Annotated in this window: 11 protein-coding genes; 6 read left to right on the top strand and 5 right to left on the bottom strand. The window is 58.8% G+C overall.

Annotated elements, in window-relative coordinates:
• Nucleotides 1-220 precede the first annotated feature (220 nt).
• The 3 genes from PZA18_RS22650 to PZA18_RS22640 form a co-directional block, all read right to left on the bottom strand.
• Nucleotides 221-1,009 carry a hypothetical protein gene (locus PZA18_RS22650; RefSeq protein WP_284103173.1) on the bottom strand — a complete coding sequence of 263 codons (789 nt, stop codon included), beginning with the start codon at nucleotides 1,007-1,009 and terminating at the stop codon, nucleotides 221-223.
• 112 nt (nucleotides 1,010-1,121) lie between these two features.
• Nucleotides 1,122-1,619, bottom strand: a complete 498-nt coding sequence (locus PZA18_RS22645; protein ID WP_284103172.1) for a hypothetical protein — start codon at nucleotides 1,617-1,619, stop codon at nucleotides 1,122-1,124.
• 575 nt (nucleotides 1,620-2,194) lie between these two features.
• Nucleotides 2,195-3,250, bottom strand: coding sequence for an aspartate-semialdehyde dehydrogenase (locus PZA18_RS22640; protein WP_284103171.1), 1,056 nt, complete (start codon nucleotides 3,248-3,250; stop codon nucleotides 2,195-2,197).
• A gap of 112 nt (nucleotides 3,251-3,362) precedes the next feature.
• Here PZA18_RS22640 and PZA18_RS22635 point away from each other — a divergent pair, with 112 nt between their 5' ends.
• From PZA18_RS22635 to PZA18_RS25025, 5 genes are all read left to right on the top strand, one after another.
• Nucleotides 3,363-4,181: a LysR family transcriptional regulator gene (locus PZA18_RS22635; RefSeq protein ID WP_284103170.1), complete on the top strand. Its 819-nt coding sequence runs from the start codon at nucleotides 3,363-3,365 to the stop codon at nucleotides 4,179-4,181.
• A 127-nt stretch (nucleotides 4,182-4,308) separates the two neighbouring features.
• Nucleotides 4,309-4,875, top strand: a complete 567-nt coding sequence (locus PZA18_RS22630) for a Tudor-knot domain-containing protein (RefSeq protein ID WP_284103169.1) — start codon at nucleotides 4,309-4,311, stop codon at nucleotides 4,873-4,875.
• 167 nt (nucleotides 4,876-5,042) lie between these two features.
• Nucleotides 5,043-5,948 (top strand): type 2 periplasmic-binding domain-containing protein, encoded by a 906-nt coding sequence (locus PZA18_RS22625; RefSeq protein WP_284103168.1) that lies wholly within the window; start codon nucleotides 5,043-5,045, stop codon nucleotides 5,946-5,948.
• A 243-nt stretch (nucleotides 5,949-6,191) separates the two neighbouring features.
• Nucleotides 6,192-6,935 (top strand): N-acyl amino acid synthase FeeM domain-containing protein, encoded by a 744-nt coding sequence (locus PZA18_RS22620; RefSeq protein ID WP_284103167.1) that lies wholly within the window; start codon nucleotides 6,192-6,194, stop codon nucleotides 6,933-6,935.
• Between the two features lie 77 nt (nucleotides 6,936-7,012).
• Nucleotides 7,013-9,088, top strand: a complete 2,076-nt coding sequence (locus tag PZA18_RS25025; RefSeq protein WP_308447448.1) for a ThiF family adenylyltransferase — start codon at nucleotides 7,013-7,015, stop codon at nucleotides 9,086-9,088.
• On the opposite strand, the gene PZA18_RS22610 is transcribed toward PZA18_RS25025, so the two are convergent.
• Nucleotides 9,075-11,003 (bottom strand): WD40 repeat domain-containing protein, encoded by a 1,929-nt coding sequence (locus PZA18_RS22610; RefSeq protein ID WP_284103166.1) that lies wholly within the window; start codon nucleotides 11,001-11,003, stop codon nucleotides 9,075-9,077. The two genes, PZA18_RS25025 and PZA18_RS22610, sit on opposite strands and share 14 nt — an antisense overlap.
• A 274-nt stretch (nucleotides 11,004-11,277) precedes the next feature.
• On the opposite strand from PZA18_RS22610, the gene PZA18_RS22605 reads away from it, so the two are divergent.
• Entirely contained in the window at nucleotides 11,278-11,700 is a 423-nt protein-coding gene (locus PZA18_RS22605) for an LIC_13387 family protein (protein WP_284103165.1), read from the top strand.
• Nucleotides 11,701-11,735: 35 nt separating this feature from the next.
• Here the strand turns inward: PZA18_RS22605 and fliD are convergent, their stop codons facing one another.
• Nucleotides 11,736-12,659: a flagellar filament capping protein FliD gene (gene fliD / locus PZA18_RS22600; protein WP_284103164.1), complete on the bottom strand. Its 924-nt coding sequence runs from the start codon at nucleotides 12,657-12,659 to the stop codon at nucleotides 11,736-11,738.
• Nucleotides 12,660-12,947: the final 288 nt, after the last annotated feature.

The following is a 12,947-nucleotide window of genomic DNA, read 5'->3' as shown; positions in this document are numbered from 1 at the left end:
GGGGCATGGCGTCGTTAGGGTTCGTTTATTTAGCTCGCTAAACCTCACTCACCCTGCCTCGCCCTGCCCCAAAACTCGGCCCGGCGCGACCGGAAACAAAACGTCAACAGAGCCTAGGCTCTGTCAACAGCCTGGCCCTGACTGGTCTTGGCCGCACAAGCGGCTGCGCGGAGGGCGCCTGCGTATGCCCCGATTCCCCCGCGCATCGAATGCCTTGCGATCAATTACCGACGTTTACCCAAGCAGAGGCCGAAGCTGCAGTGTCGCCGTGCGTACAGCCTACCCATACCTGCTGAGTGGCGTTAATCCAGGTCGGGGTTGGGCTGGGGCCATTCAGCGGCGTGCCGTTGGTGCAGGAGTCGACATTGTGGATACGCCAGTTCACGGTCACATAACCTGGCCCTGACAGATAGCTTGGTGTTGTCCACACCTCGATGTAGGGGCCAGTGACTTTCAGATCAGCGGTTGCCTCACCGGTTCCGCCCGGTCCGGTGCAGACCACTTTGGCCTTCATGCTCTTGGTTGCCAGGATGCTGACGCTGCCGCTGGTACCGCTGACACCGGAGATGTCTGGGCTGCTGCATGAGTTTGCGTACTGCGCATTCCAAGTCAGCGTAGCGACGTTGTCAACCTTGACGCTGGAAGGCGAGAAAGCGGCCGTTACCACCGGTGGGCCTGGTGGCAGAATCTGTAAAGTGGCCTGAGTGTCTGCGGATGTGTCGGAGAACCGGCCATCGAAGCCCCAGCATGAAACATTGACCGTGATCGGCTGATTGGCAGTGAAGGTCCGATTGCCACTGCTACGACCATGGATGGGATACGACAATGGCAAACCTTCTACGCTGCAATGTGCCGTCGGCGAGCTGGCTTGCCAGTAGAAGGTCACGGACTGACCCGCAACCGCCGGGTTATCAGAAAACCATGCCGCAACCGAATTATCGGCGTGTGCCAGCATCGGCAGGCTGCTGCCAGCCAAGGCGGCTGCAAGAATGACAGAAGATGTTTTCATGGTGGCTCCAAAGCGTGGAAAACGGGGGACTGCGCTACCTCAAGACGCCGCCATTAGCGTCCTGCCATCTACTTCTGGTGACGCATTGGCGGCGTAATCCTATCTGCCGCGATCAGCGTTGACGGATGGTGATCATGACGGCTTCCAGACGGCGCGATTGACCGCGCGTGCCGCAGAACTCGCCATCATTGGCGGTCGGCTGGTCACCCCAGTCCTGGATGTGGCACTTGTACTCGATGGTGTATTGCTCTTTGCAGGTGCCGGACAGCTTGAATGCCATCCCTTCAATCCGGCGCGACTGACCTTGGCTGCCGATGGTGCTGGGGGCGTTGATCCAGCCGGTGTCGCCGATGCCTGCAATGTGCGCCATGTATTGCACATTCAGGCAGGAAGGCCAGTTACCCATGTTTGGATGCAAGGGCGTGATGGCCAGGGATTCGAGCCTTTTGCTTTCATGGCGGGTACCTGCCCACTCGTCGGGGGCGAAAGTCATCTGGCCATATCCTTCAACATGCGCATTCACCAGAAAATCGACGGTGCTGTCTGCTGACGCCGAGACTGATGCAATGGCCAGCACGGCCCCGGAAACGAACTTTGCAAAACGCTTCATTTTAAAACCCCTCGTAATTATTTATTGATTGCGCCAGATTGTTTGCGCGTTGGTTATTTTACTTGTCTGTTTGTTTTTGAAAATTGTATTTTGAATTTTGATTAAAAATTCATTTGCTTTGTAGTGATTGTTAGATATTAAGTGGCTGTTTATTGGTTGTTTGGATTGGTCGTCTGGCAAGGATTGTAGTGAAATTTCTTAATGCTTTGTTATTGATGTTTATGGGTTTTGTTGTTAAATCGAGCGCTTGCTAAAAAATAAATTGTTTGATTGGTTGATTTTAAATAAACAATTGTCCGGCAATTTCAGTGCAAGGCGATTCGGGTTTGGGGTGATTAGGGCTTGGTAAGTGGGTGTTTTGGGGTTGTGATAATAAATCGGGACAATTGGCTGATTGAATGGAAATTTAATGTGTGATAATTGAGAATTGATTGGCTTTGATCAAATAAATACCGATAAATGCCATTCGGCCAGGTATTCAAGAGTGGGTACGATGAGGTAGAGCAGGCAGTCATGGGTTCTCCATGACTGCCTGAAAGGTGCTAACTGCGGGGGCGAGAGGGGATCAACAGCGCCTAACGCGTCTGCTGTCTTTGCATGGCATGCTGCTGAAAATCCGGGCGTGCAATCAGGGCTTCTGCGATCTGTACTGCATTGAGGGCGGCACCTTTGCGGATATTGTCTGCGACGACCCAGAAGGCCAGTCCAGCCTCGATGGTGGGGTCGCGGCGCAGGCGCGATACATAGACCGCATCGGTGCCGGCAATCTGCCAGGGCGTGGCGTAGCCGCCGGGCTGTGGGCTGTCCTGCACCACAATACCGGGGGCGTGCTCGAACAACTCTCGGGCGGCGGCCACTGTCAGCGGGCTGGCCAGTTCAACATTGACCGCCACCGAATGCCCAACCATCACCGGCACCCGCACACAGGTGGCGGTGAGACGAATGGCTGGGTCGAGCATTTTTCGTGTCTCTTCCGTCATTTTCCATTCCTCGGAGGTGCTGCCATCCTCCATGAAGCTGCCGATATACGGCACCACATTGAAGGCGAAAGGCGCCTGTGTGCTGGGTGCGGGCCAACGAACCTGGCTGCCCGACAGCTCAGCACTCGCGATTTCTTCTGCCAGTTGCTCGACCAAGCGTTTACCGCCACCCGAGACCGACTGATAGGTGGAGACCACAACCCGTTTGATGCCGACCGCATCGTGCAGGGGCTTGAGAGCGACCACCAGCTGGATGATTGAACAGTTGCCGACCGGCAGGATGCGCCGGTTGTTCCAGCCGGCCAGGGCCGGGGCATTGACCTCCGGCACCACCAGCGGCACTTCCGGGTCGAGCCGGAAGGCCGAGCTGTTGTCGATGACCACGCAGCCCGTTGCCGCAATGCGGGGGCTGATCTGGCGGGAGTTGTCACCACCGGTAGACAGGAAGGCCAAGTCTACCGATGCAAAGTCGAAGGTCGCGAGGTCTTGTACCGTCAGGCTGGTATTGCCGAATGCAACCTGTTTGCCGGCAGAGCGTGCCGAGGCCAAGGCGACGACGCTCTGTGCCGGAAAACCGCGCTGAGCCAGAATTTTGAGCATTTCACTGCCTACGTTGCCGGTGGCACCACCGACGGCGATACGGTATTGCATGCTGACTTCCTTGGTTGGTGTGGATGTCCCGCCAGCTTATGCGGGCCCAATCTATAATTGAAGCTAATATTTATGATCTTATAAATAAGGAATATTTATTGTGGATGTGGTCTTGGCCCGTACGTTTCTGGCAGTGGTACGCCAGCGCAGCTTTGTTGCAGCAGGAGAGGAGGTTGGGCGCACCCAGGCGGCGGTCAGCCAGCAGATTCAGCGGCTGGAGGAGTGGGCCGGCGCGCCCTTGTTGCTACGCAGTAGCCGGGAAGTCCAGCTGACCCCGGCAGGCGAACGGTTTCTCGACTATGCACGGCAGCTGGTCGCAGTCAGCGATGCCGCCCGGCGAGCGGTCGCCGGGCAGGTCAGCCGGCGCAGTTTGCGGCTGGGGTTGAGTGAGGATATTGCCTGCTTTGCCCTGCCAGCGCTGCTGCAGCGCTTGCAGCAACAGGCTCCTGATGTGCAGCTTGATCTGGCGACCGGGGCTACCCGCGATCTGTTGTCCTATCTGGGCACGCGCCACGACGTGGTACTCGGGTTTGCGGCGATGGGCCAAAGAGGCGGACAGGAGATCGCGCAGCGACCTTTGCGCTGGTATGGCCACTGGCCGGAGACCTCTCAGCCTGTACCGCTACTGGTCCAGCCCGATGGCTGCATGATGCAGCGGGCAGCGATTGCAGCCCTCGACAGCAACGGCAGGCCGTGGCAAATCGCGGTTGCTCTGCGTGGCATCGTCGCAAACATCGCAGCCCTGCGGGCGGGCTTGGGGGTTGCAACGCTGGTGGAAGGTCTAGCGCCGGCAGATGTTCCACAAATTACTGGCTTGCCCCAGCTGCCGGCATTGTCGATCCGCCTTTATTGCAGCGATGAGGCGGATAGTGAACTTGTACATTGGGTGGGCCTGTTGCTGGGGGAGAGCCTGGCGCGACTGTCAACCTGACGTCAACAGCGTCTGGAGGGATGGCGTTACCTTACGTCGAATAGATTCGGAAGTCGCCAGTGGTTGCATAGTATTAAGTATGGGGATGGCTGCTTGGCTTGGGGTGTTCAATCCGTAGGGGGATGGCATGAAACGCTCGAATATCTGGAGTGTATTGGGGCTGTGGCTGGGTCTGGCGGCAATGCCGGTGCTAGCTGCGGTTTGCACGGTCGGGGAACGGTTTCAGACGGAATGGAGAGGCCGGCTCTACGATACTCAGGTATTGCAGGTCAGCGCAGATGGCAATCGCTGCTTTATCACCTATATAGGCTGGGGGAGTGAGTGGAATGAGTGGGTGGGCGAAGCGCGCATCCATAAGTCCGGGCCGCCGGTGTTACCTCAGGAATCTGGCGTGGTGCGCGAATCTGGGACGGCCCGCGAATCGGGCGTCGCCAGGGAGTCGGGCACAGCCAGGGAATCTGGTGTCGCTCGCGAATCCGGCATGGCACGCGAGTCAGGTACGGCGCGCCGTGAGTCGGGTGCGGCATCTGCCGGGCCGATTCGTGTTGGTGACCCGGTGATGGTGCTTTGGAACAAGACCTGGTACCCCGCCAGTGTGCTGGCGGTGGGCAAAGGAAAATACCAGATTCATTACGACGGATACGCCGATAGTTGGGATGAATGGGTCGGCCCGAATCGCATCCGCCGACGCTGAAGTCGGTTTGATTATCGTGTGATGCAGTCAGGTGTCGGTGGCAACCCGGTTCGAGGGGATGCCGGGGCTTTTTTGACGAAGCGGTTTACAAGCTCGGCGCGTGCGTTGGCGAGCGGCCTTAACGCCGTTTTGCAGACTGCTTCTGAATGGTTGGTGATTGGCGAGCTATGTCCAGACTTCCTTTTGATCACGGCTGGAGCCGACGCGAGGTACTGACGGCGGGGCTGGGGCTGGCGTGCAGTCCGCTGCTGGCGGCGGCTGAATTCAGCGACATTGTCTACCCTGGCCCCGAGTCGCAACTCGATAGTCGCAATGACTTTTACTGGGTCTTGCTGGGGGCGGCACTCAAGCGGACTGCCGAACGTTTCGGCCCCTATCGGCTGCGGCCCAGTGATATGCAGATGAACGGCCGGCGCATCATGCACGAGTTGGAGCGGGGGACGATCCAGATTGCCGCCAGAGCAACCAATCCGGCGCTGGAGCAGCAATATCTGCCGATTCGCATCCCGCTTGATAAAGGCATGCTCGGCTATCGGGTGTTTCTGATCCGGCGGGAGATGCAACAGAAGCTAGACCAGGTCAAAACCCTGGAGGCTCTGCGCGGTTTCAGCATCGGTCAGGCCGAAACCTGGATTGATGTCAGCATTCTGCGATCAGCTGGTTTCAACGTTATCACCGGCGCGACCTATGAGGGCTTGTTTGGCATGCTGGATGCCCGTCGTTTCGATCTGTTGTGCCGTAGCGTGATCGAGGCCCCAGTCGAGCTGGATGAGCGGCGTAATCTGCTGCCGGATCTGGCTATCGAAAAGCAGGTGCTGCTGTATTACCCACTTCCCCGCTATTTCTTCGTGCGCCGTACCGCGCAAGGTGAACTCCTGGCGCGTCGGGTTGAAACCGGGCTGAATCTGATGTTGGCAGATGGCAGCTTCGATAAAATATTTAAAAACTACCTCGATCCTATTGAACAAAGGCTACAGCTGACCAAGCGTCGCCTGTTCCGCATCCCCAACCCCGAACTGACCCCCGAAACGCCGCTTGATCGCAAGGAACTCTGGTACAACCCCTTGGCTTGAGCCAGAGTTTTCTGCAGCTCATCGTCTTGTTTGGCATCGGCCGGGCGCCATTTTTGTGCCTGGCGGTCCGAGCCACTTATCGCTTAAATCCCGCCATCGGTCTTGGGACAGTTGTCACCGCTGCAATGACGCATGAATATTAGGAAAACCTAATTTTAGGCGGGACTCCGGTGAATGTCTGTGATCCATTCTGATGGGAAGGGAACGGCAATGGCGATACTGATCGGAAACAAGCAAAAGGGGATGAACACGATCGTGGGCATTCCCTATGACAGCGAGCGTGGCATCCGGCATCTGTGTCATGAGGCTGTGGCCCGAACGGCATCTCCTGCGCATCTCGTTCCACAGAAATCCTTCAAGATCCGTCTTGCCGACAGCGATGGCCGTCGTAGCGCGGCCAGCATGCTCATCAGCAAGATGTACGCCTGGCGTGGCTATACCAGCAGCGGCCGCCTTGATCTTGATCCGAACCGGGTAACGTTGCTGGCCTCGGATGGTGAGCGCACGATCGGCACTCTGAGCATTCACTTCGACTCGGCTCAGGGTCTGCTGGTCGAGCAACTATTCCGGGAGCAGGTTGATCCGGTGCGCCAGCGTGGCCGCCGTGTCTGTGAGTTCGTCAAACTGGCGATTGATGGTGAAATCAAATCCAAGCGGGTTCTGGCGGCGCTGTTCCATATCTCGCTGATCTACGCCTACCGCCTGCGCCGTCACACCGATCTGTTTATTGAAGTCAACCCGCGCCATGTCCGGTTCTATCAACAGATGCTCGACTTCAGCCGATTGGGCGAGCCGCAGCTCAATCCCCGTGTCAATGCGCCAGCGGTGCTGCTGTGGAAGGACTTGATCGAGGCACACCAGCAAGCGCAGCAGTTTGGTGGTCGGCCCGAACTGGCTGCGGTCGAAAAGTCGTTCTATCCCTATTTCTTCTCGCCCGATGAAGAGCAAGGCATCGCCAACCGGCTGCTGCAAATGGATATGCACTGACCTTGCCTCAGAAGTCAGCATCGCTACGCAGGTTCCTGCACAGCGCTCTACCATCTTTCGGACATTGGAGCCAGATCATGGGTATGTTCAATTACGACGAGGCGTTTTCACGCAATATCGGCTGGGTCAGCGAGGCGGAGCAGGGTTTGCTGCGGCAAAAGCGGGTCGCCATTGCCGGATTGGGCGGGGTCGGCGGCAGCCATGTGCTGACGCTGGCCCGCCTTGGGATTGGGGCGTTTCATCTGGCGGACTTCGACCGCTTCGACCTGGTGAATGTCAACCGGCAGGCCGGGGCGATGGGCTCCACGCTGGGGCGGCCAAAGGTTGAGGTGTTGCAGCAGATGGCGCTCGACATCAATCCGGAGCTGGATCTGCAATTGTTTCCTGACGGTGTGCAGGCCTCCAATCTGGAGGCGTTTCTGCATGGTGTTGATCTTTACGTCGATAGTCTGGATTTCTTTGCCTTCGAGGCACGGCGCCAGCTATTTGCTGCGTGTGCCCGGCTAGGTATTCCGGCGATTACCGCCGCGCCACTGGGCATGGGCACTGCATTTCTGACCTTCCTGCCGGGCGGTATGAGTTTCGAGCAGTATTTTCAGCTCGATGGACAAGACGAGTTCGAGCAGGGCCTGCGTTTTCTGCTTGGCCTGGCCCCGGCACGCCTGCAGATGCGCTATCTGGTCGATCCGAGCCGGGTTGATCTGGCTGCGCACAAGGGGCCATCAACCGTGATTGCGTGCCAGCTATGCGCCGGGGTGGCAGCTGCACAGGCTTTGAAAATCCTGCTCGGGCGTGGCGATGTCGTCGCGGCGCCGCATGGTCTGCATTTTGACGCCTACACCAACACCTTGGCGCGCACCTGGCTGCCGGGTGGCAACCGCAACCCGGTGCAGCAGGTGAAGCTGGCTCTGGCACGCCGTCTGTTGCGGGGCCGGCAGGCCATACCTGCCAGTACCGCCAGCGCCGAATCTGCTTCGCCAGCCATGCAGGTGCTGGACCTTGCGCGTTGGGCACCCAGCGGCGACAACGCCCAGAGCTGGCGTTTTGCCGTACACAGTGCGCAACGATTCACCCTCTATGGCTACGACACCCGCCAGCAGGTGGTGTATGACTTCGATGGCCGCCCGAGCCGCATTGCTTTGGGCGGGCTGATTGAAAACATCCATCTGGCAGCGGGGCGGATTGGCTATCAGGCAGAGGTGTCCCGCCGTCCAGCAGGGCAGGATGCACCGTGTCAGGTACTGGAGGTAAATCTGGTGGAGGCCGCGCATTGCCTGCCCGACCCGTTGGCCGAACAGATCGTCACTCGGTCAGTCCAGCGCCGGCCACTTTCTACGCGGCGTCTGAGCGCAGCGGAAAAGACTGCTTTGCAGGCGGCAGTCGGGCCGGATTTTCGGGTGATCTGGCTGGAGGGCGCACGTTTGCGCTGGGCAATGGCACGGCTACTGTCGGCCAATGCCAAGATCCGGTTGACGATGCCGGAAGCCTATCCGGTGCATCGTGACATGGTTGCGTGGCAGGCGCGCTTCAGCACAGACCGTCTGCCCGATCAGGCGATCGGAATGGATCCGCTTGGCCTGCGGTTGATGCGCTGGGTATTGCAGAGTTGGCCGCGTGTGCAGTTTTTCAACCGCTATCTGGCCGGAACCTGGCTGCCCAGGCTGCAGCTCGATCTATTGCCGGGCTGGGCCTGCGGTGCCCACTTCCTGCTGGTTGCGGATCACGGGCCTGCCAGTGTGGATGATGAGCTGGCCGCAGGCCGGGCCTTGCAACGCTTCTGGTTGACGGCCACGCAGCTGGGTTTGCAGCTGCAGCCACAGATGACGCCACTGGTATTCAGCTGGTACGTCGCCGCCAACCGACGCTTTTCGCAGCAGCAAGAGGTATGGCAAGCGGCGCAACAACTGCAGCAGCGGCTGCAGGCACTGGTTGGGGAACGCACCTTGCAGACAGCCGTAGCGATGGGACGGATCGGTGCCGGCAAGCCCGCTCAGGCCCGCTCGCTACGCCGGCCCTTGCAAGCGTTGCTGGTGTCGGCGCGGGAGGCTCCGGCGCTGAGTGGCATGGCGGCAGGCGCTGCCACGTTGGTTGCATCCCCCACTGTCATCGCCGAGGGCCCCCGACCAGATCAGCCGCAGGCTACTGCCGCTTGAAGAAAGCAATCGCCACGTCGCCTGGCGTCAGGTCGCGACGGGCGACGACGGCGCGGCTGCCATCCTTGCTGAGATAGGCGGTCTTGAAGTAATTGGCATTGCTACTGAAGCCGGGGTCCAGTGTGGCTACCCGCTGCCCGGTGTTGTTATCCATGATCCAGGCTTTGCCATCGGCCATCATGGTGTAGTGCGAGTCACTGGTGGTTGATGCCGCTGCCGACATCGGCCCGCGCCACGCGACATTCCAGCCAGCGGTCTGGTAGGCGATGGTGCCGGCAGAGGTGGCGCCGGTCGCTGCAATCAGCTGCGAGCCGTCCGGGGTGAAATAAGCACGCCTGACTGTGCCGTAGTTGGCAGAGAACACGCAGCTGCCGGTGTCGGTATTCAATACGGTAAAGCCACCCGATTTCGCGCCGACCACCACCCAGCGCCCATCTGGCGAGAAGGCTGGCTCGGAATAGGGCCAGGCCGTGGTGTAACCCTTCCAGACCAGGCTGCCATCGGCCGTCTTGAGCTTGTAGAGCAGGCCATCTCCCGCCCCCAGATAAAGATAATCCCCCTTGAATTCAATTGCGCGTAACTGGCCTTCGGTCTGAAACGCGTATTTCAGCGACAGATCGGCGGTGTTGAACACATAGCCGCGTCCTTCTCCCGTCCCAACAGCCAGCAGAGAGCCATCTGCATTGAAGCGCACTTCGCGGGAGTCTGTCTCGGCCAGGGTTGGGGGGACGGGGTTGGCCGGTGCGGCCAGGGTTTTCACGTTGATGTCGGTTGAGCGCAGCAGTTTGCCGGTTGTCGCGTCTAGGACGCTCAGGACGCTGGATTTGGTCGCCACCACCGATGCGGTGGTGAAGGCAACATATTTGCCATCGGCGGTGGCATCGCCGCCCCAGGTTTCATTGCCGGGCGAGTATTCCCACAGCAGTTTGCCATCGAGGTCGTAGGCCAGCACCTTGGAACTGGTGGCGGCGCTGGCATTGGTCCAGTTCTCCTGGCCAGGAAACAGCACGATGCGGGTTTCGGCATCATCGACCTTGTATCGCCAGAAACCCACCTGGGCAGTGGCTTGTGCCACCCGACTGTAGTTGAGCTGAGTACTGGCGTCGGTGACGGTGACCGCCGTTTCGCTGGCCCGGACAAAGCTGACCGTGCGTTGGAATGAATCGGTGGTGGTGGTCGATTTGCCGGTGGCCTGATCCAGTGTCGTGAAGTCGAATTTCATCCGGTAGCTGGCCGCACCGGCTACACCGGTGCCGTAGTAGAGCACGTAGCCAACCAGACTTTCGCCGGGACTCAGAAAGAAGGTGCCGGCTTGTGGTGCCATCAAACCGACCCGCCCATCGTCCGAGCTGACAGAGACCGAGAAAAACAGGGTATTGCTTGAGACGTTGCTGAAGCGGACGTGCTGCATGCCTTCCCGCTGCGAAATATCTTCCAGCTCGACTTTGAGCGCGCCAGAGAAAACAGACTGCGTGGTGGCATCGTAAGTGACCGGCCGGCAACTACCGCCAGAGGCGGTGGACCAAGCCGGGCCGACGCTCGCCTGTTGCAAGGTAAATTGCGAACCATTCGACGATACCAACTGGCCGGCATAACTCTGGGTGACGGTACTGCCGGCATGCTCGACAAAAGGCAGGGTCAAGGTCAATCCGCTGGTGCCTACCGAGTAGGTCGAGACATTTTCCACCCCGCTCTGCACTGCCACAGCCTGCACCGAGCCGGGATCAAGCGTGAAGCTCGACACATTGCTGGTCGTCAGTTTGGCGCTGTAGGCCTGTTTGCTGCCGCTGGCCGATTCGATGTAGGGGATCGTCAGCTGATAGGTCTGGCCGCTCAGCTGGAAGGTCGGATTCGTCTGGCCTGCCGCCGTGAGCGGCAAGATCAGCAGGGGTAGGGCAAGTTTGCGATGATTCATGACGCACCTTTCGGGCAAGACAGAAGTTGTCTCTTGGATATAGCAAAACCCTCGAAAGACGTGCCCGAGGTTGCGTCATCCGCTCAGGGATAACCGATGGCTGCGTGCTAACGCCGGCCAGTCTAAGCTCTGGTCAGGCGCTGCCGAGGCGGGAATTGCAGTGTGCGTGTCGCCGGAAAAGAGGCTGGAACAAGGCGTAACGCGCCAGGCACGCTGCCGTACCGGGATCGGCCAGTGCGCTGATTTAGCGGATGTTTATATAACAGGAGGGTTCATGACGATTGCGTCAGGTTTGGTCTGTGCTGGTGCCGGCATCATTTTGCTGCTGGGAACGCTGCACTTGCGGCACACCTATTTCAGCAATAATTTCTCACCCCGCGAGGCAGATCTGGAGGCGCGGCTCAAAACAGCGGTCCCGGTCATTACCGACCAGACCACCCTCTGGCGTAGTCTGATCGGCTTCAATGCCAGTCACAGCCTTGGTGCCATTCTGTTTGGCCTGCTCTACCTCTACCTGCCCCTGGTCAGACCAGCCTTGTTTTTCAGCGATGCCTTCCTGCAGCTTGCCGGTCTGGGCTATCTGGTTGCCATGAGCATTCTGGCCAAGCGCTATTGGTTCAGCGTGCCTTACAAAGGCATCCTGCTTGCCACATTGCTATATCTGGCCGGACTGGGTCTGAGTCTGGCTGCCGTCTGAGGTTGTGCTCAGGGGGGCGCGAGCGGAGGCGGGCTTCAGGCCCGGCTGATTTTGCCGTAGGTAGCCAGCGCCTGTGCGACATTGCTGCTTGGGCTGGCTTTGTCTCCCAGCCCGAATTCCGCCTGCAGGCTGGTCTTGTTGGCATCAATGTAGTGAATGACTTTATCCAGATTGGCCAGCCGATTATTAATGAAGTTGTTATTGGCATTCAGTAGCTGGGCCGATGTCACAAAATGGCCGCTGAAGTCGCGGATGGTTTCGATGGTGGCATTGCGATTGCCTTGTAGGGCCTGGTCAAGTTTGCCGGTATCAAGCTTGGCCTGCTTGCTGACGGGATCTATCGTCAGCCCAAGATCAGCCATGCCGTGCAGGCCAAAACGTCCACCCAGGAATGGGTTTTCGACGCTCTGATCCAGTTCGTAACGGGCGATTCTGGCGGCATTCGACTCAGCCAGTGCGCCGCCAGCCTGCATTTCGTCATCGAATTCCTTGATCCAGCCGTTGTATTCATCAACAAACTCCTGCAGCTCCTTGCGGATCCTGGCGTTATCGTTGCCGCCCTGCAGTCGTGTCAGATCTTCACTTTCACGCTGGACCTGCAAGATTTCGTCCTTCATCTGGTGCAGAGCGGCAAATTCTGCCTTGTAGCTGACTTCCTGCCGGTTGATCACACTCATCATCTTGTAACCCGATTCCGGGTCGAACAGCGCGTTGTTGCGGCCGGTTGCCGACAACCCTCCAGTGCTACCCGTAGTTTTGCTGTCACCCAGCAAGGCATCGCTACCCGTTTCGGATGACGAGCCATTAAAGGCCGTGCTGATCAGGGTGTTGAGGTTCTGTGTCTGGAATTCGGCCAATTGCAGGGCAAACTCTCCGCTCTCCAGTGGTTTGCCAGTCTCCCGCTTACTGTTGAGCTTGGAGAAGTCGAAGCTGATGTTTGAAGCCTGATTGACTGACATGGTGGCCTCCCTGGGCGAAGACGGGTTCAAGATAGTCCATTCAGATAAGCAAGATACGGGCCTCAGGCACCTAGGCTCTGTTGACGTTTTGTTTCCGGTCGCGCCGGGCCGAGTTTTGGGGCAGGGCGGGGCAGGGTGAGTGAGGTTTAGCGAGCTAAATAAACGAACCCTAACGACGCCATGCCCCAAAAATCGACCCGGCCCGGAGGGTTTCGCCGGGTTTTGGGCGGGTGCCGCGGTAAAAAACGCCGGGCTTATCACTAAGCCGCGCGCGTGTTGCCATGCCTC

Origin of the sequence: Parachitinimonas caeni, from assembly GCF_030129945.1 — a bacterium.
GTDB lineage: Bacteria > Pseudomonadota > Gammaproteobacteria > Burkholderiales > Chitinimonadaceae > Parachitinimonas > Parachitinimonas caeni.
The sequence above is the reverse complement of the archived record's forward strand: the minus strand, read 5'-3'. Positions and strand labels throughout refer to the sequence as shown.